Source organism: Microbacterium sp. Au-Mic1 (genome assembly GCF_021341785.1).
GTDB lineage: Bacteria > Actinomycetota > Actinomycetes > Actinomycetales > Microbacteriaceae > Microbacterium.
Window position 1 is genome coordinate 23,567 of record NZ_JAJTTF010000010.1, and the last position, 26,064, is coordinate 49,630.

At 72.2% G+C, this 26,064-nt stretch carries 22 protein-coding genes; 14 read left to right on the plus strand and 8 right to left on the minus strand.

Annotated features, from left to right (window positions below; genetic code table 11):
• Positions 1 to 47 precede the first annotated feature (47 nt).
• Positions 48 to 1,499 carry a phosphotransferase gene (locus tag LXM50_RS13790; RefSeq protein ID WP_233311951.1) on the plus strand — a complete coding sequence of 484 codons (1,452 nt, stop codon included), beginning with the start codon at positions 48 to 50 and terminating at the stop codon, positions 1,497 to 1,499.
• Here the strand turns inward: LXM50_RS13790 and LXM50_RS13795 are convergent.
• Complete coding sequence (locus LXM50_RS13795) at positions 1,445 to 4,969, minus strand: ATP-dependent DNA helicase (RefSeq protein WP_233312097.1); 3,525 nt, start codon at positions 4,967 to 4,969, stop codon at positions 1,445 to 1,447. The two genes, LXM50_RS13790 and LXM50_RS13795, sit on opposite strands and share 55 nt — an antisense overlap.
• Positions 4,970 to 5,007: 38 nt before the next feature.
• Entirely contained in the window at positions 5,008 to 8,232 is a 3,225-nt protein-coding gene (locus LXM50_RS13800; protein ID WP_233311954.1) for an ATP-dependent DNA helicase, read from the minus strand.
• 152 nt (positions 8,233 to 8,384) lie between these two features.
• On the opposite strand from LXM50_RS13800, the gene LXM50_RS13805 reads away from it, so the two are divergent.
• The 5 genes from LXM50_RS13805 to LXM50_RS13825 are packed head-to-tail and all read left to right on the plus strand — an operon-like array spanning position 8,385 to position 11,077.
• Entirely contained in the window at positions 8,385 to 8,609 is a 225-nt protein-coding gene (locus LXM50_RS13805) for a DUF3107 domain-containing protein (RefSeq protein ID WP_233311956.1), read from the plus strand.
• A 16-nt stretch (positions 8,610 to 8,625) separates the two neighbouring features.
• On the plus strand, positions 8,626 to 8,913 hold the full coding sequence (locus LXM50_RS13810; protein ID WP_233311958.1) for a hypothetical protein: 288 nt from the start codon (positions 8,626 to 8,628) through the stop codon (positions 8,911 to 8,913).
• A gap of 7 nt (positions 8,914 to 8,920) precedes the next feature.
• Positions 8,921 to 9,493, plus strand: coding sequence for a hypothetical protein (locus LXM50_RS13815; RefSeq protein ID WP_233311960.1), 573 nt, complete (start codon positions 8,921 to 8,923; stop codon positions 9,491 to 9,493).
• A gap of 37 nt (positions 9,494 to 9,530) precedes the next feature.
• Entirely contained in the window at positions 9,531 to 9,938 is a 408-nt protein-coding gene (locus LXM50_RS13820; protein ID WP_233311962.1) for a YciI family protein, read from the plus strand.
• Positions 9,935 to 11,077: an RNA polymerase sigma factor gene (locus LXM50_RS13825; RefSeq protein WP_233311963.1), complete on the plus strand. Its 1,143-nt coding sequence runs from the start codon at positions 9,935 to 9,937 to the stop codon at positions 11,075 to 11,077. The genes LXM50_RS13820 and LXM50_RS13825 overlap by 4 nt, the downstream gene beginning before the upstream one ends.
• On the opposite strand, the gene LXM50_RS13830 is transcribed toward LXM50_RS13825, so the two are convergent.
• Positions 11,074 to 11,787: a ferritin-like fold-containing protein gene (locus tag LXM50_RS13830; protein WP_233311964.1), complete on the minus strand. Its 714-nt coding sequence runs from the start codon at positions 11,785 to 11,787 to the stop codon at positions 11,074 to 11,076. The genes LXM50_RS13825 and LXM50_RS13830 overlap by 4 nt on opposite strands.
• A 211-nt stretch (positions 11,788 to 11,998) precedes the next feature.
• Here LXM50_RS13830 and LXM50_RS13835 point away from each other — a divergent pair, with 211 nt between their 5' ends.
• Positions 11,999 to 13,522, plus strand: a complete 1,524-nt coding sequence (locus LXM50_RS13835) for a DEAD/DEAH box helicase (RefSeq protein ID WP_233311965.1) — start codon at positions 11,999 to 12,001, stop codon at positions 13,520 to 13,522.
• A gap of 204 nt (positions 13,523 to 13,726) precedes the next feature.
• Here the strand turns inward: LXM50_RS13835 and LXM50_RS13840 are convergent, their stop codons facing one another.
• Positions 13,727 to 14,611 (minus strand): PHP domain-containing protein, encoded by an 885-nt coding sequence (locus LXM50_RS13840; RefSeq protein WP_233311966.1) that lies wholly within the window; start codon positions 14,609 to 14,611, stop codon positions 13,727 to 13,729.
• Positions 14,612 to 14,724: 113 nt separating this feature from the next.
• Here LXM50_RS13840 and LXM50_RS13845 point away from each other — a divergent pair, with 113 nt between their 5' ends.
• Positions 14,725 to 15,759, plus strand: a complete 1,035-nt coding sequence (locus LXM50_RS13845) for an endonuclease/exonuclease/phosphatase family protein (protein WP_233311967.1) — start codon at positions 14,725 to 14,727, stop codon at positions 15,757 to 15,759.
• A gap of 31 nt (positions 15,760 to 15,790) precedes the next feature.
• Here the strand turns inward: LXM50_RS13845 and LXM50_RS13850 are convergent, their stop codons facing one another.
• The gene (locus LXM50_RS13850; protein WP_233311968.1) at positions 15,791 to 16,186 is read right to left on the minus strand and encodes a DUF3054 domain-containing protein; all 396 of its coding nucleotides are present in this window, start codon (positions 16,184 to 16,186) and stop codon (positions 15,791 to 15,793) included.
• A gap of 182 nt (positions 16,187 to 16,368) precedes the next feature.
• Here LXM50_RS13850 and LXM50_RS13855 point away from each other — a divergent pair, with 182 nt between their 5' ends.
• The 3 genes from LXM50_RS13855 to LXM50_RS13865 all read left to right on the plus strand — a co-directional run bounded on the left by LXM50_RS13855 (position 16,369) and on the right by LXM50_RS13865 (position 20,321).
• On the plus strand, positions 16,369 to 17,871 hold the full coding sequence (locus tag LXM50_RS13855) for a S8 family serine peptidase (RefSeq protein WP_308192528.1): 1,503 nt from the start codon (positions 16,369 to 16,371) through the stop codon (positions 17,869 to 17,871).
• Positions 17,872 to 17,981: 110 nt separating this feature from the next.
• Positions 17,982 to 19,412 carry an aminopeptidase P family protein gene (locus tag LXM50_RS13860; protein ID WP_233311969.1) on the plus strand — a complete coding sequence of 477 codons (1,431 nt, stop codon included), beginning with the start codon at positions 17,982 to 17,984 and terminating at the stop codon, positions 19,410 to 19,412.
• A 30-nt stretch (positions 19,413 to 19,442) separates the two neighbouring features.
• Positions 19,443 to 20,321, plus strand: a complete 879-nt coding sequence (locus LXM50_RS13865) for a phosphotransferase (protein WP_233311970.1) — start codon at positions 19,443 to 19,445, stop codon at positions 20,319 to 20,321.
• Between the two features lie 32 nt (positions 20,322 to 20,353).
• On the opposite strand, the gene LXM50_RS13870 is transcribed toward LXM50_RS13865, so the two are convergent.
• The 3 genes from LXM50_RS13870 to LXM50_RS13880 are packed head-to-tail and all read right to left on the minus strand — an operon-like array spanning position 20,354 to position 23,042.
• Complete coding sequence (locus LXM50_RS13870; RefSeq protein ID WP_233311971.1) at positions 20,354 to 21,532, minus strand: MalY/PatB family protein; 1,179 nt, start codon at positions 21,530 to 21,532, stop codon at positions 20,354 to 20,356.
• Positions 21,529 to 22,278, minus strand: coding sequence for an alpha/beta family hydrolase (locus LXM50_RS13875; RefSeq protein WP_374107836.1), 750 nt, complete (start codon positions 22,276 to 22,278; stop codon positions 21,529 to 21,531). Before LXM50_RS13875 ends, LXM50_RS13870 begins: the two co-directional genes overlap by 4 nt.
• Entirely contained in the window at positions 22,278 to 23,042 is a 765-nt protein-coding gene (locus LXM50_RS13880) for a general stress protein (RefSeq protein WP_233311973.1), read from the minus strand. Before LXM50_RS13880 ends, LXM50_RS13875 begins: the two co-directional genes overlap by 1 nt.
• Before the next feature lie 88 nt (positions 23,043 to 23,130).
• Between LXM50_RS13880 and LXM50_RS13885 the strand changes: the two genes are divergently transcribed.
• From LXM50_RS13885 to LXM50_RS13895, 3 genes are read left to right on the plus strand one after another with little or no spacing between them, the layout of a single operon-like run.
• Positions 23,131 to 24,417, plus strand: coding sequence for a magnesium transporter (locus LXM50_RS13885; RefSeq protein ID WP_233311974.1), 1,287 nt, complete (start codon positions 23,131 to 23,133; stop codon positions 24,415 to 24,417).
• Positions 24,417 to 24,938, plus strand: a complete 522-nt coding sequence (locus tag LXM50_RS13890; protein ID WP_233312100.1) for a DUF1003 domain-containing protein — start codon at positions 24,417 to 24,419, stop codon at positions 24,936 to 24,938. The genes LXM50_RS13885 and LXM50_RS13890 overlap by 1 nt, the downstream gene beginning before the upstream one ends.
• The gene (locus LXM50_RS13895; protein WP_233311975.1) at positions 24,935 to 26,062 is read left to right on the plus strand and encodes an Mrp/NBP35 family ATP-binding protein; all 1,128 of its coding nucleotides are present in this window, start codon (positions 24,935 to 24,937) and stop codon (positions 26,060 to 26,062) included. Before LXM50_RS13890 ends, LXM50_RS13895 begins: the two co-directional genes overlap by 4 nt.
• Positions 26,063 to 26,064 lie beyond the last annotated feature (2 nt).

Sequence of the window (26,064 nt, forward strand, 5' to 3'; positions counted from 1 at the left end):
AGGCGTGGCGGGCCCTGTGCGGACGAGGCTCGACCTACCCTGGTGACATGGCTCGCTCACCCTTCACTCTAGCCGCGGCCGTCACTGCGGCGGTGCCCGGAGCCGATGTCGTCGGCGCGCGCGCCCTGTCCTCCGGCGGCGACGGCCGTTTCGATTCGGCCGTGGCGACGCTCGCCGACGGCACGGAGGTGGTGATCCGCGCCTCCAACGACGACGAGACCGCCTCCGAACTCGCCAAGGAGAGCCTGGCGCTGCGCGCCCTCACCGCAGGCGCACGGTCGATGCTGCGCTTCGCCGCCCCCGAGCACCTCGGCGACGGGCGTGTCGGGGAGACGCGTGCACTGGTCACGACTCTGCTGCCCGGCTTCCAGATCGACGCCGCCGACGTGCCCCCCGGACCCGGCGCCGCTGTCGCGATCGGCAAGGCCATCGCGGGCGTGCACGCCCTGCCCGCGTCCGTCGTCCGCAGCGCGGGACTCGCGGAGCGGACGGCCGCCGAGGCGCGCGACGAGGTGCGCCTGCTCATCGATCGCGCCGCGGCCACCGGCCGCGTCTCGGCACGTCTCACCGTGCGCTGGCGCGAGGCGGTCGACGCCGACGACCTGTGGCGCTTCGAGTCCGCCGTGACCCTGGGCGGCGCACATGCGGAATCGTTCGTGTTCGCGGACGACGACGAGCGCGGTCCCAGGGTCACCGGCATCGTCGGGTGGCATGCGCTGTCCATCGGCGACCCCGCCGTGGATCTCGCCTGGCTGACCCTCGCCGCCGACGCACGCTCCGACGTGCTGGACGCCTATGCGTCCGCGACGCTGCGCGCTCCCGATGCGGGTCTCGCCACGCGCGCCAGGCTGCTCGCCGAGCTCGAGCTCGCGCGCTGGCTCCTGCACGGGCATGACACGCATCGCACCGACATCGTCGACGACGCCGCACAGCTCCTGGATGCCCTCGCGGAGGGGATCCATGACGACCTCGCCCCGCGCGCGGGCGCCGGCGCCGGTGTGGACGAGGCGATGTCGGCTCTCGACCGGGTACCCGCCACCGGCGCGACTCGCATCGACACCTCCATGCAGACCGACACCTACGATGCGAGAGCGTTCGCCGGGATCTCGATGGACGACACCTCCGCCTTCGGTCCGCGCGGAGCCGAACGAGCGGAGGAGGACGAGGCCGACGGCACCTCCGGGACCGCCGAGAAGGACATCGAACCCGATGACGCCACGACGGACGGCACGTCCGGAGAGGACTTGACCGCGACGGGCCCGATCGAGGACCTGGATCCGAACGCGACCGAGGATCTCGGGGATCTGCGCGCGTCGCTCGCACCCACCGGCACCGCCTCGCGGGGATCCGCGGACGGGGACGACGAGGACCGCCGGGAACGGCCCGGCACACTGCTGCCGAGCGAGGGCGGCATCGCAGGCTCCGACTCCGACGTCGCGGAGGCTCACCGCGCGGCGCGGGCCGCGTTCCAGCGCTGGACCAGCGCCTCCTCCGAGTAGACGGTGTCCCCGCGCAGTACGAGGTCGTCGGCGACGTAGAACAGCGCCACGTCGATCTCGTCCAGCGGCACGCCGAATCGGCGGTGGTAGGCGAGACGGTACAGCGCGAGCTGCAGCATGCGCTCCTCGCGCTCGGCGGCTGACGCCGGGGGCCTGCCGGTCTTCCAGTCGACGATCTCGATCCGCCCACCGCGATCCTCGCGCCGATAGACGGCATCGAGCTTGCAGATCACGATGCGCGCCGGTTCGCCCTCGCCGACGGGCAGGGCGAAGTCGATCTCGGTCTCCACGGCGATCGGGCGGAGGGACGCCCACTCGCTGCGCTCGAAGATCTCCCGGAGGCGCGCCAGGTCCTCGGCATCGGCGCGGGCGATCTCGTCCCCGGCGTCGCCCTCGGACGCGCCTGCGCCGTCCCCGGCGAGGGAGAGCTGATCATCGTCGAGGTCCCACAGTGCATCGTCCAGCGACGTGCCGACGCCCACCGCGCCGGAGCGGTGCTCGACCCAGGCATGGAAGAGCGTGCCGAGGCGGGTCTGCCGGTACGGGCGCTCCGGCATGGGACGCGCGATCGTGCGGACCGTGCCGCCGTAGTCGGTGACGTAGTCCTTGAAGCGCGAGGCCGGCACGCGCGTGGGCGCGTCCGCGACCACGCCGCGCTGCCGCGCCGCCCGCTCGGCGAGCAGCCGGGAGAGCTCCTCGCTCGGCGCCGGTGCGTTCGGATCCGCCATGGCCCGGCGCACCTCCTCGGCGGCACCCGCGACGCGCTCCCTGCGCCCGCCGAGCGGATCCATCGGCCAGGTGCTCGTCCGCGCCGCACCCTCGTACGGGTTGTCCTCGGACTGGGGGCCGGGCAGCGGGTCGAGTCCGAGCTCCTCGATCGCCTCGAGCAGATACGGGCTGGGCTTGCGCATGTTCTTCTGCCCGGACCAGTGCGAACCGGTCATCAGAAGGTCGGTGCGCGCCCGGGTGACCGCGACGTACGCCAGCCGTCGTTCCTCGGCGCGCTGGTAGTCGCGATAGGCATCCTTGAACCGTCGCAGCGCGCCGCCGTGCGGGTAGGCCTTGGTGACGCCCGCCGCCAGCGAGTCCAGTGCGGCCTTCTCCCGCTTGCGGGGGTCGTCTCCGGCCGCGTCCCTGGCGGACTGCGGATCCCACGCGAACCGCGGCAGCGCGTCGCTGTCCCCGCGCAGCGCGAACGGCACGACGCCGAAGCCGAACCAGCCCTGCGCATCGGCGATGCGTCCTGGCAGCTCGTCCTCCACGAGCCGGACCACGGCGACCGCGTCCCACTCCAGCCCCTTCGAGCCGTGGATCGTGAGCAGCTGCACCACGCCCGGCTCGGGCGGCTCCGTGCGCGGCATGAGCTCGTCCGTCATCTCGGCCTTGTCCAGCCAGGCGAGCAGGCTCGAGATCGTGCCGCGATCGTCGGCGACGAGGAACGCGCGCACCTCGTCGCCGAAGGCGCGCAGCTGGGTGGCGGCGACCCTCGCCGGACCGCGCGTCTCGTTCACGGCGAGCTCGATGTCCAGGCGCAACTCCGACTCGATCCTGCGGATGAGTTCGAGGATCGGCTGACCGGCCGCCCGGCGCAGGCGCTCCAGGGTCTCCCCCGCCGCGCGCAGCCGCGCACGCCCCGTGGGGCTGATCCGCTCCAGCAGTCGGTAGTCGTCGCGCGCGGTGCGCACGAAATCGACCGCGTCGACGATCGACACCGCCTCGTCGGCGCCGCGCGACGAGCGCAGGCGCTGCTTCAGCTCGTCCGTCAGCGGGGCGAGCGCGCCGTCCCGCACCGCGAGTTCGCGCGCCAGGTCGTACAGCGCCGCCATGTCCGCGACGCCGATCGCGAAACGAGGACCGACGAGCAGCCGGATCAGCGCGGAGCCCGCGGTCGGGTCGTGGATCACCCGCAGCGCCGAGACCACGTCGACCACCTCGGGCGTCGCCAGCAGCCCGCCGAGGCCGAGGATCCGGTGCGGGATGCCCTGTGCCGCGAGGGCACCCGCGAAGGTCTGCATGTGCCGCTTGGACCGGAACAGGATCGCTCCCGTGTGCGGGCGATGATCGGGCGAGCCCGCTCCGGCTGCTTCGTCGTGCGCGGCGCGGCGCTCCGCGAACCACGTCGCCACCGCCTCGGCCTCGTCGTCCGCGGTCTCGCGGTACTGCACCTGCACCCGGCCGACGCCGGATCCGGGACGCGGTTCGAGGGCCGGGACGTCCAGGCCCGGACGCTGGAGCGGAAGCAGCAGGCGATTGGCGACATCGAGGATCCGCTCGTCGTTGCGCCAGCTCGTCATCAGGCTGTAGGTCTCGGCGCTCCGCTCTTCGGCGAACGTCCGCCCGAAGGCGTAGAGGTTGTCGGCGCTCGCGCCGCGCCACCCGTAGATGGACTGGTGCGGGTCGCCGACCGCCATCACGGCTCCGTCCCGGAACAGCGCGGCGAGGAACCGGGTCTGGATCACGGACGTGTCCTGATACTCGTCCAGCAGCACGACGCGGTGCTGCGCGCGCAGCTCGGCACGAACCTCGGGCGACGCCTGCACGATGTCGAACGCGCCGCCGACCTGGTCGGCGAAGTCGAGCACGCCGCGGCGCCCCTTCTCCGCGATGTACTCGCGCACCAGATCCGCGAGGATCGGCATCGTGCGGAGGTTTTCCACCGCCTTGGCCACGTCGACGTTGCCGCGGAAGGGCTCGAAGTCGGAGGCACACGAGACGGCGATGCGGACCATCGCGTCCAGGTCGACCCGATGGTCGAGCACATCGCCCGCGAGACGCTGCACGGCATCGATCACCCCGTTCAGCGATCGGTCCACCTCGTCGAGGCCGTCCAGCTCCGCGCGCAGCACGACCGCGCGGGCGATGAGCCACGACGCCGACTGGCTGAGCATCGCCGCATCGGGATCGCGGCCGATGTGCGCGGCGTGCTCGCGCACGATGCCGTCCGCGAATGCGTTGTAGGTCGACACGCGGGGCCGGATGATGAGATCCTCCGCAGCGCGGGGAGCCGTCGGATCCCACCCGGTGTCGAACCGCACGGCGAGTTCGTCCAGCACCTCGCGCTGCACGGCGGCGCGCTGCGCGGGACCGGTCGCCGCCCCCACCCGGTCGAGCGCGCCGGTGCGGACGATCTCCGCAAGATGCGGCAGCAGGCCCCTGCGTCCGTACTCGTCGATGCGATCGAGGCGCAGCGCGATCCGCTCGGCGAGCTCGCCGGCGGCCTTGCGGGTGAAGGTGAGCCCGAGGATCTCGTCTCTTTCGACGTGACCGTTCGCGACGAGCCAGACCACGCGGCCCGACATGGTCTCGGTCTTGCCGCTGCCTGCGCCGGCCACGACGAGCGCCGGCGCAGGCGGCGCCTCGATCACGCGCTGCTGCGCCAGGGTGGGCGTGGGCAGCCCGAGGGCCGCGGAGATGTCGGTGGCGGCGATGCCGTGTCCCGGGCCCCAGCCGCCCTCGACGGCGCCGTCCAGCAGGGGGGTGCCCACGCCGCCCGGCGCGCCCGCGCCGCTCACGCGCTCACCGCCGGGATCGTGTGGATGCGGCACGGGCTGATCCGCACCTGCGTGTCCGCGCAGTGCGCCTCGACCTGCGCCGTGAAGCTGGACGCGGCCATGCCGCGGCCGGCCTCGGCGACGCGCGCCAGGAACGCGGTGCGCGCCTCGTCGCCCAGCCGATGCTGGTGCGCGACGCGATAGGGGCTCTGCCCGATGGTCTGGGCGACGAGCACGAGGCGCGCACCGGCGAGCGCCGCGGGGTCGGCGTCCTCGACCTGCCCCTGCTCGACCGCGAGCTGATACGCGGCCAGTTGGGCGTGCTCGGTCACGAGCGCCTCGGTGCCAGGCTCGTACTTGCCGGTCTTCAGATCCACGACCACCACGCGCTCTCCTCCGGCGCCGTCCGCCATCGTGTTCCAGGTGCGTCCGCGCGCGGCCTCGTGCTCGCCGGAACCCGCCGGATACGCCTCCACACGATCGATGTAGCCGCTGACGACCGCCTGCTGCGACGGCTTCTCGGGGTCGACGGGATGTGCGGACGGCTCGGCGGCGAGATCGACGGCGAAGCGGAATCCGCCCTCGGAGGCGACCACGCGGCCGCCCTCGCGCTGCACCTCGGCCAGGTAGTCGTGCAGGCGCTGCAGGTACAGATCCGCCCTGCGGCGCTCCTTCGCGTCGATCCACGGCGTCTCGAAGTCGAGCTCACCCCAGCGCTCCTCGAGGATGCGTCGCATGGCCTCGAGGTCGCCATCGGGCACGTGCTCCATCGCCGCGTGCACGATCGTGCCGATCCCCGCCGAGGGCGGAGCCACGGTGTCACCGCCGAGCGCCGCCACCGCCCAGTTCACCCCGCACTCCTCGAACGCCTCGAGCCGCGAGGGCGAGACCGGCACGGATCCGGTCTCGAGATCCCGCAGTGGCCGGTCGTCGGACGGTCCTCGCACACCGAACCACTCCTCGGGATCCGCCCCGGGCGCCTCCGCTTCGGCCAGCAGTCGCAGCTGCGCGGCCGCCTCGGACCGCGCGGCCGGGTCCGGCGAGGTCGTGAGCACTCGGCGGTGCTTGGCGACGAGGCCCCGCAGCGTCAGCGGATGGGCGTGCCGCTCCTGCGCGGGGAGCGGATCCGGCAGGAATCCGAAGAACGCACTCGGACTCTGGTCGTCGTCGTCGACCGCGGTCACGAGGAGCCGGTGGCGTGCGCGGGAGAGCGCCCGAACGAAGAGACGCAGCTCGTCGTGCAGCGCCGCGCGACGTCGGTCGAGCGTGGAGTGCTCGTGCTCCGGCTCGCCGGAGCGGGCGGCGGCGACCGCCTCACCGAGCCGCCAGGTCTCGAGCAGTCCGCCGCGCAGCCGGACGTTCGGCCACACCCCGTCCTGCAGGCCGGCGATCACGACAGCGTCGAACTCCGTGCCGAGGGCGGTGGCCGGCGTCATCAGGGTGACCGTGGCAGGGCGTTCCGGCGCGGAGAGGGAGTCCTCGGGCACTTCGCTGTCGAGGATGTCGTGGATGAACGCCTCCGGTCCCTTCTCCGGCGCGCGTTCGACCGAGCGCTTGGCCGCGTCGAACAGCGCGACCAGCGCGTCCAGGGCGCGTGCGGTCTCGGCGCCGGAGGGAGAGCCCGCGGCTTCCTGCCAGGCGAGCGCGAGGCGGCGTCCGTCGGCGGCGCGCGAGGAGTCCCATACGCGCCAGAGCAGCTCGTGGATCGTCTCCCCGCGCAGCCGGGCCTCGCGCACCTCGTGCAGCACGGTGCCGAACCGATCCGCGGTGCGGGCCTCCGCGGTGTCGATCCGGGCGAACCGCGCGGGCTCCGCGAGCCCGTCACGCAGCAGCAGCCGGGCCGGGGCGGATCCGCCGGCCTCCAGCTCGAGATGACGCAGTCGCGCGCGCAGCCGGCGCAGCCCCACGCCGTCCAGTCCTCCGAACGGCGTGCGCAGCGCCTCGGCGAGCAACTGCGGATCGCGCTCCGTCGGCTCGGTGAGCGCGAGCCGCACGATCCCGACGATGTCGCGCACCGTCGTCTCGGTGCCGAGCGGGCGCTGCACGCCGGCCGCTCGCGTGGGCACCTCCCGGGCGGCGAGCTCGGCCTCCAGCGCGGCGACCTGGCGGGTGTCGTGGGCGATCACCGCCATGCGCTCCCACCCGATGCCTCGCAGCAGGTGCCATTCCCGCAGCGTGTGCGCGATGAGGTCGTGCTCCTCGTGCGGCGAGGGAGCGACGAACGCCTGCACGGCGTCCCCGGCGTCCCCGGCCTCGGTCGCGCTCGGCGCCCGACGGTGCTCGACCCGCCCCGAGGCGCCGATCGTCTGCACCACGGTGCGGGTGAGCGCGGTGAGCGGCGGATCCTGCCGATGCGCCGCGTCGAGCACGTGCACGTCGCCGAGCATCGCGGCGAGTCGCGCGAACAACTCGGGACCGGCGCCGCGGAACGCACCCGACGAGATGTCCGGATCCCCGAATGCGAGCACCGCGATACCGCGCTCGCGCAGGGCTTCGACCAGTGCCACCCCGCCCGCGGTGAGCTCCTGCGCATCGTCGATGAGCACGACGCGCAGCCCGCCGAGCGGGCCCAGCATCTCGGGTGGCGCGGTGCGCAGGATCGCGGCCGCCTCCGCGAGCAGATCGGCGGCATCGCGGTGCGCGGCGCGCGCACGGTCCAGCACCCTCCGGTAGGACTGCGCGAAGGATCCGACGGCACGCCAGGCCGGGCGCTCCGACCGTCCCAGCTCAGCCGGCGTGACGCCGAGCTCCGTGCACTCCGCGAGGAAGGCGCGCAGCTCGGAGCGGAACGCCCTCGACGAGCGCACCGTGGCGGCCAGGTTGTCCGGCCAGCGGCTGCGGAGCCCGTCGACCTCGTCCTCCGCATCGCCGGAGAGCAGATCCGCGATGATGCGATCCTGGTCGGCACCCGTGAGCAGCGCCGGCGGTTCCTGCCCGGCATGCACCATGGTGCCGCGGACGAGCTGGAACGCGAACGAGCCCAGCGACCGGGCGAGCGGGCCCGGCGTCGCGACGCGCACGCGCACGCCGATCCGGTCGCGCAGGGCCGTGGCCGCCTGCCTGTTCGGAGTCAGGGCGAGCACCTGCTCCGGGGCGAGACCGGCGTCGATGAGAGCGGCGACCCGCTCCACCAGCGCGTGCGTCTTGCCCGTTCCCGGCGCACCGATCACGGTGCCGACCGCCGTCGCAGGGGCGCCGATCACGGCCGCCTGCGCGGGCGTCGGAGCAGGCTGTGCAGGCATGCTCCCACGCTATCGGCCGCGGCGGACATCGCGTCCCCGGGCTGCTCCGCGACACCGGGCAATCGCCCTCGGCGAACACCGCCCGGCACGCGGTCCCGCCCGCTCGCCCCCGCGATAGAGTGACGGGACATCGACCTTTCAAGGAGCATTCCGTGGAGATCCGCATCGGCATCATCAACACCGGCCGCGAGCTCAGCTTCGAGACCTCGGCATCCGCCGACGAGGTGCGCACGCAGATCGCCGGCGCCCTCGATCAGGGTGCGAGCCACGTGACGCTGAGCGACACCAAGGGCAACTCCTACATCGTGCCGACCGCGAACCTCGGCTATGTCGAGCTCGGGACCGAGGAGTCCCGCCGCGTCGGCTTCGTGGCCTGACGCGGGCCAGGGCCGCATGTACATCCTGCTCGCGCTGATCGCCGCCTGCGCACTCGGCGTCGTGGTGCACTTCGCGATCCCCCACCGGGAGCTCCGCGGGGTCGCGCTCGTCCCGGCGATCGCCACCGCCGTCGCGGCGGCGGCCTACGCGCTCGGCCAGTGGGCGGGGCTGAAGGAGTCGAACGCGTGGCTGTGGCTGATCGCCCTCGGCGGAGCGGTCGTGATCTCGGCCGCCGTCGGCGCGGTCCTCACCCGCGTGCGTCGTCACGGCGACGCCGTGCGCCGCGCCGAGCTCGGCGTCTGAGCCTGGCGTGACCGCCTCCGGGCGCGGGGATCGCGCTCGCACGCTGCGCGGGATCCGGCTCTGTCTGGGAATCCTGATCGTCGGCCTCGTCGTGAGCGGCGTCACCGCGTTCCCCCTCCGCGAGGAGCTGCGTCTCGCCGCAGGGGTTCTGGACGGTTCGGTCCTGTCCGCGCTGCTTCCGGATGCGACGGCGTGGGTGAACCGCGTCGCGGACGCCCTCGCCGACACCGGGACGCGGTATCCGTTCATCGCCTATGGCACCGACTGGCTCGCCTTCGCCCACCTCGTCATCGCCGTCGTCTTCGTGGGCCCACTGATCGACCCTGTGCGCAACATCTGGGTGATCCAGTTCGGCGTGATCGCCTGCGCCGGGATCGTTCCCCTCGCCCTCATCGCCGGATCGGTCCGCGGGATCCCCTTGGGATGGCAGCTGATCGACATGTCGTTCGGCGTCCTCGGGGTGATCCCTGTCGCTATCGCCTGGCGGCTGACCCGTCGCCTGGAGCGCATGGACGCCGCCCGTTCGACGGATCCGCCGGACGATGTCGAGAACAGGGATCCGGTTCCGTCTCCTCTGTGAAGCGGCCAGAATGGGCCGCACCGACAGGGAGGTCGACATGACCAAGTATCTGATGCTCAAGCACTACCGCGGAGGTCGTCCGTCGGCGAACACGACGCCGATGGATCAGCTCGCCCCTGAGGACTGGGCCGCGCACATCCAGTACATGCAGGACATGGAGCAGCGGCTCATCGCCTCGGGAGAGATGGTGTCCGCAGAGGGACTCTCGATGGATGGCGCGTGGGTGCGCTTCGACGGCGAGGGTCGCCCTCCGATCGTGGACGGCCCGTTCGCCGAGACGAAGGATCTCATCGCGGGATGGATGCTCGTCGAGGTCGACTCGTACGACCGCGCTCTGGAACTCGCCGCGGAGCTCTCGGCGGCGCCCTGGGCCGGCGGCGAGCCGCTCGGCGAGTGGCTGGAACTGCGCGAGGTCATGAGCGCGCCGCCCGCCGAGCTGGGATGACGCCCGAGGACGCGGCCGCGCTGCGCCGCGCGATCCCCGAGGTCGTCGGCATCCTCGTCCGTCGCGGGGCGGACTTCGCCTCGGCCGAGGATGCCGTGCAGACGGCGCTGGTGCGCACCGTCGAGCGGTCGGGCGCCCCGCCACGGGATGTGCGAGCGTGGCTCGTGACCGCGGCATGGCGCGCGTTCATCGATCAGGTGCGCAGCGACTCCGCGCGGGCGGCGCGTGAGGAGCGCGTCGCCCGCGAGCCGGATGCCGGCGCCGTGCCGCAGCACGACGACACGCTCGGTATGTACTTCCTCTGCGCGCACCCGGTGCTCACGTCCGCCTCGGCGATCGCCTTGACGCTGCGTGCGGTGGCGGGACTCACCACGCGGCAGATCGCCGAGGCGTTCCTCACCCCGGAGGCGACGATGGCGCAGCGCATCAGCCGTGCCAAGCAGCGACTCGCCGGCATCCCGCTCGACCGCCCCGGGGATCTGTCCCGCGTGCTCGGGGTGCTGTACCTGCTCTTCAACGAGGGGTACTCGGGCGAGATCGATCTCGCGGCCGAGGCGCTGCGCGTCACCCGCCAGCTCACCGCGCTCGTCGACGAGCCCGAAGCGCACGGGCTGCTCGCCTTGATGCTGCTGCATCACGCCCGGCGGCCCGCACGGGTCGTCTCGGGCCGCCTGGTGCCGCTCGCCGCGCAGGATCGCCGGCGGTGGGACGTCGCGGCGATCGCCGAGGGAGTGCAGATCCTGCAGGCCGCACTCGCCCGCGACCGCCTCGGCCCGTACCAGGTGCAGGCCGCGATCGCCGCCCTGCACGCCGACGCCGCGAGCGCGGCCGACACCGACTGGGTGCAGATCGTGGAGTGGTACGACGAACTGCTGGCGTTCTCGGATTCGCCGGTGGTCCGCCTCGGTCGCGCGATCGCGGTCGGCGAGGCGGACGGCCCGCAGGCCGGCCTCGTGGCGCTCGGGGCCGTGGACGAGAGCGTTCCACGCCATCGCGCGGCGCTGGCCTACATGCACGAGCGCGCCGGAGACCTCGAGACGTCGGCAGCCGACTACGCCGAGGCCGCGCGGCGCGCGACCAGCGTCCTCGAGCAGGAGCACCTGCTCCGCGAAGCCGAACGACTTCGACGTCGCTCCTAGGAGGCGAGCCCCATCGCGTCCATCCGCCGGGCGTGCGCGCCCATGAGCTCGGTGAACACCGGCTCCAGCTTGTCGTCCTCGGCGCCGGGGAGGTGCGGGCGCAGCGCCGCCCGCGCCACGAGGATCGTGTCGCCCACCAGGCGGCGCCCCCACATCGACAGCAGGGAGCGCCACTGCTCGTCGCTCGCGATCGTGGCCTGCACGATGCCGATGATCTCGTGCCGGTCGTCGGCCTCGGAGAGGATCCTGGCGACCTTCGCCCCCGTCTCGCCGTAGCTCGACGCGAGAGCGAGATAGAAGTCGTCAAGCATGCCCGCGGTGAGGTACACCGCGAGCATGGTCTCCGCGATGCGCGGGCCGAGCGTCTTGCGGCGGAAGGCGTCGAGCTGCTCGCGGAACGGCAGCATCACCTCGGTCGGCCTGTCGCCGTGCGCCGAGATGATCGCGACGATGCCATGGTGCTTGGCGAGGGCCGCCCCGGCGGCTCGGGAGAGGATCTCCTTCTCCGCGAGATCGTCGGTCGCGCGGATGAGGCGGGTCAGCGTCTCGAAGTAGCCGAGCTGCAGATAGGCGGCCTGACCGAGGAAGGTGTTCAGCTCGGGCGCCAGTTCCGCGAAGTCGACCCGGGTCGCGTCACCCGCATCGCCCCGGGAGCGGAGCACCAGCGTGCGCCGCGGCGCCTTGTCGCGCTGCCAGAACCACCTCACCACGCGCCCAGCCTAGTCGAGCCGTCGCCCGCGAACCGGGGCGCCGCGCACGCCGATCATTCCGATCCCGGAGAGGAGAGCCCGCTCCGGTAGGCTGGATCCCGCTCCGGCGACGGATCGGAGCCCCGCGCCTGTGCATACGGATTCGGCGTGGACCCCATCAACGAGGCGGCGCCCGCGATCGCAAGGCCCGCCGGACAGGCAATCAAAGACTGTGACTTCTTTCGCCGATCTCGGCATCGATCAGGACATCGTGGACGCCCTCGCGGCGAAGGGCATCGTCGACGCCTTCCCGATCCAGGAGCAGACCATCCCCCTGGGCCTGCCCGGCCAGGACATCATCGGACAGGCCAAGACCGGCACCGGCAAGACCTTCGGATTCGGCATCCCCGTGGTGCAGCGCCTCGGGCTCGACCCCGAGCCGGGCGTCAAAGCGCTCATCGTCGTGCCCACCCGCGAGCTCGCGGTGCAGGTGTACGAGGACATGGACCTGCTGACGAGCAATCGCTCGACCAGCGTGGTCGCGATCTACGGAGGCAAGGCCTACGAGGGTCAGATCGACCAGCTCAAGGCCGGTGCCCAGATCGTCGTCGGCACCCCCGGCCGTCTCATCGACCTCGCGGGCCAACGGCTGCTCGATCTCTCGCACGCGACCGAGGTCGTGCTCGATGAGGCCGACAAGATGCTCGACCTCGGCTTCCTGGCCGACATCGAGAAGATCTTCTCCAAGGTCCCCGCCGTGCGTCACACGCAGCTGTTCTCGGCGACGATGCCCGGACCGATCGTGGCGCTGGCGCGCCGGTTCATGACGAACCCGATCCACATCCGGGCCAACGACCCCGACGAGGGCCTCACCCAGGCCAACATCAAGCACCTGGTCTACCGTGCGCACTCGCTGGACAAGGACGAGGTCATCGCCCGCATCCTCCAGGCCGAGGGTCGCGGCAAGACGGTGATCTTCACGCGCACCAAGCGCGCGGCGCAGCGACTGGTCGACGAGCTGAGCGACCGCGGCTTCAACGTAGGCGGCGTGCACGGCGACATGGGCCAGGATCAGCGCGAGCGCTCCATGGCCGCGTTCAAGGCCGGCAAGAAGGACGTTCTGGTCGCGACCGACGTCGCCGCTCGCGGCATCGACGTCGATGACGTCACCCACGTGATCAACCACACGATCCCGGACGAGGACAAGACGTACCTGCACCGCGCCGGTCGCACCGGTCGCGCCGGCAAGACCGGCATCGCGGTCACGTTCGTCGACTGGGAGGACCTGCACAAGTGGGCCCTCATCAACCGCGCGCTCGAGTTCGGCCAGCCCGAGCCCATCGAGACCTACTCGTCGAGCCCGCATCTCTACGAGGACCTCGACATCCCGGCCGGCACCAAGGGCCGCCTGGTCACCGCCCCGGTGTCCGAGAAGCCGGCCCGCAAGCAGCGCGAGCCCCAGCGAGCCGCCGACGCGGCCGCAGAGGGCACGAGCGAGGGCACCACGCGCCGTCGCCGCCGCCGCCGCAACGCGGAGGACGAGGTCGGGTCGACCTTCGCCGAGGGCGCCGACGCTCCCGCCGCCAAGGCCTCGGGATCCGGTGACTCCGATCGCGCCGCCGAGGGATCCGGAACCCACGACGGCCAGGGCGCCGAGCACCACGACGGCAAGCCCGCCGCACAGCGTCGTCGCCGCCGTCGCCGCCGCCCCTCCGGCGGTGCCGCCGCGGGCAGCGCCCCGCAGCCCGGGGCCTGACCGCCCCCGCTCTCACCGACGCTCCCGTCACAGAAGGTGGGGCGCGAGCGCCGAGACCCCCACTGAGCGTCGAAACCCCCTCACAGCGACGGATCTGCAAGGGGGTTTCGACGCCAGAAGGGGGTTTCGGCGATGAAGGCTCGAAACGCTCCGACCCGGGCAGGCGACGATCGACGCGGGCAGGGTCAGCCCGCGCGGGCAGGGTTACCCGACCGGATACACCGGCGCCGAGCCGGAGCCGCGATCGATGATGCGCTGCAGCATGGCCGGATCCGTCGTGTTCTCACCGGGAACGTTGGGCTTGCCCGCGCCGTGGTAGTCGCTCGAACCGGTCACGATGAGGTCGTGCTCCACGGCGATGCCGCGCAGCCATGCGCGCCCCTCGGCCGTGTTCTCGCGATGGTCGACCTCCAGTCCGCCCAGGCCCGCATCGATGAGGCGCCGCAGGGTCGCATCGGTCATGCGCTCGCGGCCGGCCGGATGCGCGATCACCGGCACTCCCCCTGCTCCGACGACGAGCTCGATCGCCGTGAGCGGATCCGGTGCGTAGTGCGCCTCGTAATATCCCTGGCGCGGATGCAGGATCCCGTCGAAGGCCTCACTGCGGTCCCGCACGATCCCGCGCGCGACGAGCGCATCGGCGATATGCGGCCGCCCCACGGTCGCGCCGGGATCGGTCTGCTCCAGCACGTCCTCCCAGCGCAGCGCGTAGTCGCGGCCGATGTTGCGCACGATGCGCTCGGCGCGCCCGATGCGGTCGTCGCGGATGCGCGCCGTCTCGGCGAAGAGATCCGGATCCGTCGGGTCGAACAGGTACGCGAGCACGTGGACGCTGCGCCAGCCGTCCTTGGACGACAGCTCCATGCCGGGGATGAACGTCATCCCCCGCTCCGTCGCGGCAGCGGCGGCATCGACCCACCCGGCCGTCGTGTCGTGATCTGTGAGGGCGATCGTGCGCAGCCCCTCGTCCGCCGCGCGGGCGACGAGGGTCGCGGGATCCTCGGTGCCGTCCGAGCGGTTCGAATGCAGATGCAGATCGATCGGCCCGTCGAAGAGGGCGGGGCGTGACGTCGGATCGGCATCGGTCATCCTCCGAGCGTAGCGATCCCCCGACGCTCGGACCTCCGCGGCCTCGACGGCAGGGCGGATCCCCGGCTGCGCACCAGATGCCTCACAGATCCGCTCGCCTAGGCTCGAAGGCGATGTTTCGACTGATCGGGATCCTCCTCACCGTGCTCTTCGCGATCGCCACGGCGATCGTGACCTGGCCGCAGTTCTTCCACCTCGAGCAGACGTTCCCGATCACGCAGATCGTGGCCTCACGCGCGGTGCTCGTGCTCGCGTTCGGCGCGATCCTGGTGCTGGCGCTGCTGCTCCTGCTGGCCCGGCCGCTGCGCGGGTTCGCGGCGTCGATCGCGCTCGTCGCCCTGCTCGGCGGCGGCGCGTCCGCGGCCATCCTCGCGGTGCGCGGCGTCGACACCGCCGACGCTCTGCCGGCCAAGACCGCGACGAGCGTGCGCGTGCTCGCCTGGAACACCGCGGGCGAGGCGGTCTCGGCGAACGAGATCGCGACCACGATCGTCGCCCAGAAGGCAGATGTCGTGGCGCTGCCGGAGACGACCGAGGCCGTGGGCGAGGAGATCGCGCTCACGCTGCGCGAGGCGGGGCACCCGATGTGGGTGCATCACGTGCAGTACCGGCCCGAGGTCACCCAGGGGCCGGATTCGTGGCAGACCACGGTGCTCATCTCGCCCGCACTCGGCGACTACGCGGTCATCCCCTCCTCCGCCGACGGGTCCAGCAACACGTCCTCGGTTCCGAGTGCGGTCGTGATGCCCGTCGACGGCGACGGTCCCATCGTCGTCGCCGTGCACACCGTGGCCCCGCGCCAGGACGAGATGGCGGACTGGACGCAGGATCTGCGGTGGGTCGCCGACCAGTGCCCTGCCGGGAAGAACGTGATCCTCGCCGGAGACTTCAACGCGACCCTGGACCACATGGGCGGGCTCGGCACCGGCGGCGGCGACCTCGGCGCCTGCCGCGACGTGGCATCCCGCTCCGCCTCCGGGGGCGTCGGCACCTGGCCGACGACGGTGCCGGCCCTCCTCGGCGCCCCGATCGACCACGTGATGGCGAGCGCGCACTGGCGCGCGACCGGATCCGCCGTCCTCCCTGCCGGATCAGGCGGCAGCGATCACCGCGCCCTCATCACGCAGCTGGAGCCCGTGACCCCGTAGCGTGCAGGCGCAGGCTCGTTGGTCGGGACGCTCAGCGATGCGCACGCGGCCGGACGACGAGCGCCGCGATCGCGCGCCATCCCCCGAGGAACACCAGCAGCGAGACCGTCGCGACGATGATGAACGCGACCGCGGTCGTGCCGCCGCTCACGACCCGCAGGATCATCCCGAGCACGACCGTGACCACGGCGAGCAGCACTCCGGTGCGCACCGGTGCGGCCGGTGCCCGCCACGCCCGGAGCACCAGCCAGCCCGCCGCGAGTCCCACCAGGAACGGCCATGCCGTCTCCAGCACGCCCAGCGCGTCGACCGCGCGCTCATGGCTCGCCCGGCCGATCACCGCGAAGACGATCACCAGCACGGCGTCGATCCCCAGCGCCCACGGCCAGGACGGAACGGATCGGCGGACGGAGGCGGCTTCGGTCATGCCTCCACGCTAGCTCGGCGGGCTGTGCGTCGCGTCCTGGGAGGATCCGCTGCCCTCCTCCTACCCTGATACCCGGCTATCAGCAAGCATTGAAATGGCTGGGAGCGCCCGCTAGAAACGATGCAGGGCCATCCGCCCGCGCCGACCTGTCGGCACCCACCCCCACGAGAGGACCCTCACCGATGAGGATGCCAACCCCCCACCGCTCGTTCCGCACCATCGCCTGCACCGTCGCGGCGCTGGGCCTGGTTCTGGCGGGCTCCGTCAGCGCCACCGCGGCGACGAGCGAGCCTTCGACGCCCGTCCCGATCACCCCGCCGGACGGCACGGTCATGAGCTACGTGGTCAACACCGGCCAGGCGAACCCGGGCCAGACGCGCAAGGCGGAGAAGGCGGTGACCGACGCCGGCGGCGTGGTCGTGCAGAGCTGGCCCGAGATCGGCGTCGTGATCGCGCAGTCCGATCGCGCGGCGTTCCGCGAGAACGTGAAGGCCAAGGGCCGCAACGTCGTCGCGTCGGTCGGCGCGACACGCACGGTCGAGGTCAAGGACAAGGTCACCGGCCCGCAGGCGCCCTGGGGTCCCGGTTCCTCGGGCTGGAAGCAGGGCAAGAACAAGCCCGTCAATGGCGACGAGCCCACCGAGCCGGTGCCCGCGACCGGTTCGGACTCGCTCGAGGGTCAGCAGTGGGACATGACGATGATCCAGGCGGATCAGGCGCACAAGGTCACCGACGGCAGCCGCAACGTCCTCGTCGGCGTGCTGGACTCGGGCATCGACCCGACCCACCCGGACCTGCAGGCGAACATCGACGTCGCCGACTCGGTCAACTGCACCACCGGCGGGCGCCCCGACCAGACCGACGGCGGCTGGTACCCGACCACGTCCGACCACGGCACGCACGTCGCGGGCACGATCGCGGCAGTCCGCAACGGCGTCGGCATCGTCGGGGTCGCCCCGAATGTGCGCCTCGCGTCGGTGAAGGTCGTCAACGACGACGGGTTCATCTACCCGGAGTACGCGGTCTGCGGCTTCATGTGGGCGGCTCAGCGCGGCATGGACGTCACGAACAACAGCTACTACATCGACCCGTTCGAGTTCTGGTGCGACGACCAGCCCGACCAGGCGGCGGTCCGCGAGTCCGTCGCCCGCGCCGTGAACTGGTCCAACTCCAAGGGTGTCGTGAGCGCGGCCGCGGCCGGCAACTCCGGGCTCGACCTCACGGTCAACACGCGCGACGAGGGCAGCCCCGACGACGCCGCGCAGCCGACTCCGCGCACGATCAACCAGGGCTGCAAGGACATCCCGGCGCAGGTCCCCGGTGTCGTGACGGTGTCGTCGCTCACCCAGACCGGTCAGCTGTCCTACTTCTCCAACCGCGGTCTCGGCGAGATCGACGTGGCGGCGCCCGGATCCCGGATCCTGTCCACGATCCCCGGTGCGAAGTACGGCCTCAAGAGCGGCACCTCGATGGCGTCCCCGCACGTCGCGGGCGTGCTCGCCCTGATGAAGTCCGCGCACCCCGAGCTGACCCCGGCTCAGATGGTGCAGAAGCTCGAGGACGACGCGACGCCGACCGAGTGCTCCGCCCCGCAGTACGACGAGGGCGCCGCCTGCGTCGGCACTGCCGAGCTGAACAGCTACTACGGCCACGGCATCGTGAACGCGCTCAAGGCCGTGCAGTGATCTGACGCGGTTCGCACGAAGGGGCCCGGGGCGCTGCGAGGCGGTCCGGGCCCCTTCCGCTGCCGCGGCGGGCGGATCCGGCTCCCGTCCGCCGGTGAGAGGATGGATCCATGACCTCCGAGCACGACACGATCGAGCAGCAGGGCGACGCCGCCACCGCGACCACCTCGACGACGACCAACCGCCGCCAGCCCTTCCCGCAGGGCTTCCTGAACACCATCTCGACGGGCTGGGCCGAGCGCCCCGAGTCGCTTCCCGCTCCGCGCGCGCAGGCGCCGTACGCGGCCGCCCGCCGCGCCGCCGTCTCCGCGGCCTTCCCCGGCAAGCGCCTGGTGCTCCCGGCCGGATCCCTCAAGCAGCGCAGCAACGACACCGACTACCCGTTCCGCGCGCACTCGGCGTTCGCGCACCTCACGGGATGGGCCGCCGACTCCGAGCCCGACTCGCTGCTGGTCTTCGAGCCGACCGCGGACGGCCACGACGTCACCCTGTACTTCCGCGAGCGCGCCGACCGCACCACGAGCGAGTTCTACTCCGACGCCACGATCGGCGAGTTCTGGATCGGGCCGCGTCCCGCACTCGCCGGCGTCGCCGCCGACCTGGGCGTGGCCACCGCGCATCTCGACGACTTCTCAGCGGGCGACCACGATCTCGTGGTCGACGACGACGACGAGCTCACGCAGTTCGTGTCCGAGCTGCGCCTCGTCAAGGACGCCTACGAGGTCGCCGAGATGCGCCGTGCCGTGGAGATCACCGCGAACGGCTTCGACGACATCATCCGCGACCTCCCCCGCGCGATCGCGCACCCGCGCGGCGAGCGCATCGTCGAGGGCGTCTTCCACCAGCGCGCCCGCAGCGACGGCAGCTGGGAGGGCTACGACACGATCGCCGCGTCCGGGCCGCACGCCTGCTACCTGCACTGGACCCGCAACGACGGCGCGGTGCTGCCGGGCGACCTGATCCTCATCGACGCCGGGGCCGAGGCCGACAGCCTCTACACCGCCGACATCACGCGGACGCTGCCGGTGAACGGCACGTTCAGCCACGTCCAGCGCCGCATCTACGACACCGTCGTCGAGGCCGCGGACGCCGCGTTCGCCGCCGCGAAGGTCGGCGTGCCGTTCCGCGAGGTGCACGCGGCCGCGATGGACGTGATCGCCCGCCGCACCGCCGAGTGGGGTCTGCTGCCCGTCTCCGCCGAGGAGGCGCTCGACGCCGACAAGGGCGGCCAGCACCGCCGCTACATAGTGCACGGCACGAGTCACCACCTCGGCATCGACGTGCACGACTGCGCCCAGGCGCGCCGCGAGATGTACTACGACGGCCTCATCGAGCCGGGCATGGTGTTCACGATCGAGCCCGGTCTGTACTTCCAGATCGACGATCTGACGGTTCCCGAGGAGTACCGCGGCATCGGCGTGCGCATCGAGGACGACATCCTCATCACCGCCGACGGCCCCCTGAACCTGTCGGCCGCCATCCCGCGCACCTCCGTCGAGGTCGAGGCGTGGATCGCCCGCGTGCAGGGAACCGCGTCCTGACCGAGGACATGCATCCGGATCAGGCTCCGGTTGAACGAGGCCGCCGCGACCGAGAGGATCGCGGCGGCCTTTCCCGCACTCGCGGAGCTGCCCGTCCACGCGCTGTCGACGCCCGGCACGGTGAACGCGCTGTTCCGGATCGGCGACGCGCATGTCGCCCGGTTCCCGCTGCAGTCGGCGCCCCTCGACGACGTCTCCGCGGAGGCGCGCGCCCTCGACGAGTTCGCGACGTGCTCGCTGTTCCCCGCGCCCGTCGTGGACGGCGTCATCGACCGGGATGAGGACTACCCCTCCGCGTGGTCGGTCCAGACCTGGATCCCTGGGCGCACCGCCGCCGAGACGCTGTCGGAGGAGGATCCTGGTGCACTCCCGCTGCTCGCCGACGATCTGGCGCGGCTGATCGGGGCCCTGCGTCTCACACCCCTGCGGGGGCGGACGTTCGACGGCCGGGGCCGCGGCGGCGAGCTGCACGCCCACGAGGAGTGGATGGCGGAGTGCTTCGCGAGGAGCGGGCACCTGCTGGATGTTCCGGCCGCGTGTGCGCTCTGGGAGCGCCTGTCGCGGATCCCGCATCCCAGCACCGAGGTCATGTCGCACAAGGATCTGATCCCGCCGAACCTGCTGGTCTCGGACGATCGTCGGCTCGCCGGCGTGCTGGACGGCGGGTCCTTCGGAGCCGCGGATCCGTCGCTCGATCTCGTGGTCGCGTGGCACCTGCTCGGACTCGACGACCGGCGCCGGCTCCGGGCCGCGCTGGGCTGCGATGACGACGAGTGGCGCCGTGGCGCCGCGTGGGCGCTGCAGCAGGCGATGGGCCTCGGCTGGTACTACGAGCGCACCAATCCCGTCATGGCCGCCCTCGGCCTGCGCACCATGCGACGGCTGCTCGCCGATCCGGATCTGGGCTGAGGCCCCGCTCTCCGGCGGAGCGGTCGCGGCCCTCAGCCTGCGTCGTGCTCGCAGAGCGCGGCGGCCATCTGGCGCACGGCCTGCTCGATGACCGGGCGGGGCGTGGCGAGGATGAACCGCAGATAGCCCTCCCCTGCGGCGCCGCAGGCGATGCCGTCGGTCATCGCGACCCCCGCGTGCTCCCGGAAGAACGCGGCGGGCGAGCCCTCGATGCCGAGTGCTCGTGCGTCGAGCCAGGCGATGTACGTACCCTCCGGTGCCCGGTAGCCCATGCCAGGGATGTGCTCGGCGAGCAGCTCGCCCAGGAGGCGTCGGTTGCCGTCGAGGTAGTCGAGCGTGTCGTCGAGCCAGTCCCGGCTGTCGTCGAAGGCGGCCGTGGTCGCGATGACGCCGAGGTTCGCCGTGCCGTGCTCCGCCCAGGCGACCTCGGGTCGTGCCCACGTCTCGGCATCCGCGTCGTTCGTCAGGATCACCTGCGCCGCCTTGAGGCCCGGCAGATTGAACGCCTTCGAGGCGCTGGCCGCGGTGATCGTGTGCCCCGCCGTCACCGCGCTGATGCTCGCATAGGGCACATGCCGATGCGGGGCGAAGACGAGCGGCGCGTGGATCTCGTCTGAGAACACGCGCGCGCCGTGCCGTGCGACGACCTCCGCGACGGCCTCGAGCTCTGCCCGCTCGAACACCCGCCCCAGGGGGTTGTACGGGTTGCACAGGATCAGCAGGCCGCCGCCGTCCGCGAACGCCCGGTCGATGCCCTCCAGGTCGTAGACGTGGCGACCTGAATCGACCAGCATGGGCACCTCGACGATCTCGCGATCGTGCATCGCGGGGATCGTCAGGAACGGCATGTACGCGGGCGTGGGCAGCACGATCTTCGAGCCGGGCTCGGTGAAGAAGTCGATCGTCGCACGCAGGGCGGTGAGAACGTCGGGCACGGCGCGGATCCGATCCGCCGGCACGTCCCAGCCGTAGCGCTCCTTCTGCCAGCGCGCGGTCGCCTCGGTCATACGCGTCCGCACGGCCGCCGGCAGGTATCCGGTCAGGCCGTCGTCGATCGCGTCCTTCATGGCGGCGGCGATCGCCGGCGCCGGAGGGAAGTCCATCTCGGCGACGAAGGCGCCGATCGCCTCGGGGAAGACCGACCACTTGAGGCTGCCGATCTCACGCAGCCGGTCGATCCCGATCGCGTCCCATTCCTGCGCCGTGCTCATGCGTCTCCCTCTGCGGTCCTGCCGGATGCGCCGGTCGTCGACGCGTCCGCGCCGGCCCCCGACCGTGCGAACTCCGCGACGAGGGGCGCGAGATCGGCCCCGACCTCGGCGGCCGGGCGCTTGCGGCCCTTCACCTCGAACGAGTGCCCGCCGCCGTCGATCCAGACGATCCGCGCCTCCTGGCAGGCGGCGACCGCCTCCTCGAGCTGCGACAGCGGCTGCACGAACGGGTCGTTCGTGCCCTCGACGAACAACTGCGGCTGCGGCACCGCGGGCAGGTGCTCGATCCGCGGCTTCTCCGGCTTGCCCGGCTGATGCAGCGGGTAGCCCAGATAGACCAGCCCCGTCACGGCGAGACCGCCCTGCTCAGTGGCGGCCATCGATGCCATCCGTCCGCCGTACGACTTGCCGCAGGCGATGACGGATCCGGAGCCGCGTTCGCGCGCCGCAGCCGCCACGGCGTGCCAGGCGAGCATCGCGTGCGCCGCCGGCCCGGGCATGCGCCGGCCCGCCTCGACGTAGGGGAAGTTGAACCGCAGCGTATGCAGTCCCACGGCGCGCAGACCTGCGGCGAAGCCGAGGAGGAACGGATGATCCATGCCCGCACCCGCGCCGTGCGCGATCGCCACGATCGGCGCATCGGCACCGGCGCGATCCTCAGCGGCGGGGCCGAACGCGGCCGACACCTCGATCGGCCCGGCGGGCAGCGGAACCGCGATCCGGAACCGCTCCTCGACCGTTCCCATCATCGCGAGGCGCCGTCTCCCGCCGGGTTCTCGCCCTCGGCGGGGGCTTCCGCCGAGGGCGGCGTCTCCAGAGGGTGGTTCTCCGCGGGCGCGGCCGGGGCCGTATCGGGTGCAGGGGCATCGTCCGTTGCCGTGGGCACGGCGGGCTGCACCGACGCGACCGGCGGCGCCGGCGGCATCGGCGGGCGCGGCGGCGCGATGCGCTCGCCGTAGCGCGGCGGCTCCTCGACCCGCTCGCCGTACTGCGGGGGCGCTGCCGCGGTCGTTCCGGCGGCAGGAGCGGGCTGCGGGATCGGGCTCACGGCACGACCGAGCACCTGCCGCGCCTTGCCGACCGAGTCGGACAGCACGGTCACCTCGTAGTGATCGGCCTTGAGCTGCATCACGCTGGCGTAGTCGCGGCGACGACGCACGATCGAGTACGTGATGAGGCTCAGGATCATGCCGATCGCGACGCCGACGAACAGGATCCCCACGAACGCCTGCATCGGCACCGCGGGATTGCCCAGCACGAAGATCGCCGAGAGGAAGAGGCCGATGAGCACGCCGTTGACCGCGCCGGAGCGCGCCGCGTTGGCGTAGCCGAGCCGGCCGGTCACGCGCTCCACGGTCTGCACGCCGACGCCAACGATGGCGATCGCCCTCGCCGGGATCTCCCCCGCGATCAGCTGCGAGACGAGCTTCTGCGCCGCCTCGTACTCCGAGACGGAGGCGACCGTCTCGCCGATCTCGCCCGCGGTGCCTGAAGCGTTCATCATGCTCATCGGTCCATTGTTCCATGCGCCCGCGACAGGGCCGCCGGATGCCGTCACCCGCCCCGGATCCGGGGGCGCAGGACACTACGCTGGAACCATGAGCACACAGCGGGTATTCGTCGCACGCCTGGCCGGGTGCGCCGTGTTCGACCCCGCCGGCGACCGGATCGGGAAAGTCCGTGATGTCGTCGTCGTGTACCGAAGTAGCGCGGCACCGCGTGTGATCGGCCTGGTGTGCGAGATCCCCGGCCGCCGGCAGGTGTTCCTCTCGATCGGACGGGTCGGATCCATCAGCACCGGACAGGTCATCACGTCCGGGCTGATGAACGTGCGCCGCTTCAAGCCGCGCAACGGCGAGGTGCGCATCATGGCCGAGCTCATCGGCCGGCGCGTCGACTTCTCCGACGCCTCGGGCACCGCGGTCATCGAAGACGTCGCGATCGAGCCGAACCGGCTCGGCGAGTGGTCCGTGAGCCAGCTGTTCCTGCGCAAGCCGAAGACCAGCGCCTCGCCGTTCGCGAAGGGCCCCACCACGTTCGCGACCTGGAACCAGGTGCACGAGCACAACCGCCCGGGCGAGGCGCAGTCCGCCGAGCAGCTGGTCGCCACCTATTCCGAGATGCACCCCGCCGACCTCGCGAACACCCTGCTCGACCTGCCCCAGCAGCGTCGCATCGAGGTCGCCGAGGAGCTGCCGGACGAGCGGCTCGCCGACGCCCTCGAGGAGATGCCCGAGGACGATCAGATGGACATCCTGGATCGCCTCGGCGACGAGCGCGCCGCCGACATCCTCGACCAGATGGAGCCGGACGACGCCGCCGACCTGCTCGCGCAGCTCCCCCAGGGCCGTCTGGAGCACCTGCTCGAGCTGATGGAGCCGGAGGAGGCGGAGGACGTGCGCATGCTGCTGCGCTACAGCCCCGACACCGCGGGAGGTCTGATGACCCCCGAGCCGATCATCCTCTCCGCCGACGCCACCGTGGCCGAGGCGCTGGCGCTCATCCGCCGGCACGAGCTGCATCCTGCCCTGGCCGCTGCGGTCTTCATCACGCTGCCGCCGTTCGAGACGCCCACCGGGCGCCTGCTCGGCGTCGTGCACTTCCAGCGGATGCTGCGCTATCCCCCGCACGAACGGCTCGGCGCCATCGTCGACGACACTCTGGAACCCGTCCCCGCGACCGCGTCGGCGGCCGAGGTGGCGCGCATGCTGGCCAGCTACGACCTCGTGTCGCTGCCCGTCGTGGACCAGGCGCACCGACTGGTCGGCGCGATCAGCGTCGACGACGTGCTCGACTACCTGCTGCCCGACGACTGGCGTTCGCACGACGCGGATGACCGCCCCGGATCCGCGTCGTCCGTGCCGACCCAGGGAGCGGCCGGATGATGGCGAAGTCGGGCCGTCGCGGGCTTGACCTGCCCCGCGGCCGCTCCAGCATGCTCGGACGCGGCACATCGACACCGTCGAGCGACACGTTCGGGCGGTTCTCCGAGGCGTTCGCGCGGGCGATGGGCACCTCGGGCTTCCTCATCGGGATGTCGGTGTTCGTCATCGTCTGGCTGTGGTGGAACATCGCCATGCCCAGGGAATGGCAGTTCGATCCCGCCGCGACGAACTTCACGCTCCTCACGCTGATCCTCTCGCTGCAGGCCTCCTACGCCGCCCCGCTGATCCTGCTCGCGCAGAACCGTCAGGACGACCGCGACCGCGTGCAGATCGAGCAGGACCGGCAGCGCGCCGAGCGCAACCTCGCCGACACCGAGTACCTGGCGCGGGAGATCGTCGCGTTGCGCATGGCGCTCGAGGAGCGCTCCGCGCAGGGCGTCACCCGCGAGGTCCTGCGCGCCGAGCTCCGGGCGATGCTCTCGGAACTCCGTAACGAGGATCCGGCGGAGCCGACTCCGTGACCGGCGAGCTCGCCGACGCGGTCCGCCGCGCGGTCGGCGCCGTCACCGACCCCGAACTGCGCCGCCCGCTGGCCGATCTCGACATGCTCCGCGACATCACGGTCGCCGGCGCGGTCGCCCATGTCGGCATCGCGCTGACCATCGTGGGCTGTCCCGCTGCGAACCGGATCGAGGCCGACGTGCGCGCCGCCGCGGCCGCCGTGCCCGGGATCGACGCGGTCGAGGTCGCCGTGGGCGTCATGACGCCGGAGGAGCGCCGCGCCCTCACCGAGCGTCTGCGCGACGGCAGGGCGCCCCGGCAGATGCCGTTCGGCCCGGATTCGCTCACGCGCGTGATCGCCGTCACGAGCGGCAAGGGCGGGGTCGGCAAGTCCTCGCTCACCGCCAACCTCGCGGTCGCTCTGGCGGCGCGCGGTCGCAGGGTCGGGCTCATCGACGCCGACGTGCACGGCTTCTCGATCCCCGGCCTGCTCGGGATCGCCCCCGGCACGCAGCCCACCCGGATCGACGACCTCATGCTGCCCCCGGTCGCCCACGACGTGAAGGCGATCTCGATCGGCATGTTCCTGCGGGAGGGTGAGTCCGTCGTCGCGTGGCGCGGGCCCATGCTGCATCGCACCGTGCAGCAGTTCCTCACCGACGTGTTCTTCGGCGATCTCGACGTGCTGCTCATCGACATGCCGCCCGGCACCGGCGACATCGCGATCACGCTCGGCCAGCTGCTCCCCCATGCCGAAGTGCTGGTCGTGACCACGCCGCAGGAAGCCGCGTCCGACGTGGCGATCCGCAGTGGGCTCGTGGCCCGGCAGACCGGGCAGCGCGTGATCGGGGTCGTGGAGAACATGGCCGCGCTGACGCTGCCCGACGGCACCGTGCTCGATCTGTTCGGATCCGGTGGCGGGCAGGCCGTCGCGGACGCGCTGTCGCGGGACGCGGACCCGGTTCCGCTGCTGGGCTCGGTGCCGCTGAGCCCCGCATTGCGCACGGGCGGGGACGCGGGAGTTCCCGTAGTGCTGGCGGATCCGCAGGATCCCGCGGCGCGCGCCATCCTGGCGGTCGCCGATGCGGTCGATCAGGGTGGGCGCGGCCTCTCCGGGCGCCGGCTGCCGGTCAGCCTGGGTTAGAC

Coding starts and splice junctions, on each gene's coding strand:
- LXM50_RS13790 (WP_233311951.1), top strand. CDS start 48: ATGGCTCGCTCACCCTTCACTCTAGCCGCGGCCGTCACTGCGGCGGTG.
- LXM50_RS13800 (WP_233311954.1), bottom strand. CDS start 8,232: ATGCCTGCACAGCCTGCTCCGACGCCCGCGCAGGCGGCCGTGATCGGC.
- LXM50_RS13810 (WP_233311958.1), top strand. CDS start 8,626: ATGTACATCCTGCTCGCGCTGATCGCCGCCTGCGCACTCGGCGTCGTG.
- LXM50_RS13820 (WP_233311962.1), top strand. CDS start 9,531: ATGACCAAGTATCTGATGCTCAAGCACTACCGCGGAGGTCGTCCGTCG.
- LXM50_RS13825 (WP_233311963.1), top strand. CDS start 9,935: ATGACGCCCGAGGACGCGGCCGCGCTGCGCCGCGCGATCCCCGAGGTC.
- LXM50_RS13840 (WP_233311966.1), bottom strand. CDS start 14,611: ATGACCGATGCCGATCCGACGTCACGCCCCGCCCTCTTCGACGGGCCG.
- LXM50_RS13845 (WP_233311967.1), top strand. CDS start 14,725: ATGTTTCGACTGATCGGGATCCTCCTCACCGTGCTCTTCGCGATCGCC.
- LXM50_RS13850 (WP_233311968.1), bottom strand. CDS start 16,186: ATGACCGAAGCCGCCTCCGTCCGCCGATCCGTTCCGTCCTGGCCGTGG.
- LXM50_RS13855 (WP_308192528.1), top strand. CDS start 16,369: ATGAGGATGCCAACCCCCCACCGCTCGTTCCGCACCATCGCCTGCACC.
- LXM50_RS13860 (WP_233311969.1), top strand. CDS start 17,982: ATGACCTCCGAGCACGACACGATCGAGCAGCAGGGCGACGCCGCCACC.
- LXM50_RS13870 (WP_233311971.1), bottom strand. CDS start 21,532: ATGAGCACGGCGCAGGAATGGGACGCGATCGGGATCGACCGGCTGCGT.
- LXM50_RS13875 (WP_374107836.1), bottom strand. CDS start 22,278: ATGGGAACGGTCGAGGAGCGGTTCCGGATCGCGGTTCCGCTGCCCGCC.
- LXM50_RS13880 (WP_233311973.1), bottom strand. CDS start 23,042: ATGAGCATGATGAACGCTTCAGGCACCGCGGGCGAGATCGGCGAGACG.
- LXM50_RS13885 (WP_233311974.1), top strand. CDS start 23,131: ATGAGCACACAGCGGGTATTCGTCGCACGCCTGGCCGGGTGCGCCGTG.
- LXM50_RS13890 (WP_233312100.1), top strand. CDS start 24,417: ATGGCGAAGTCGGGCCGTCGCGGGCTTGACCTGCCCCGCGGCCGCTCC.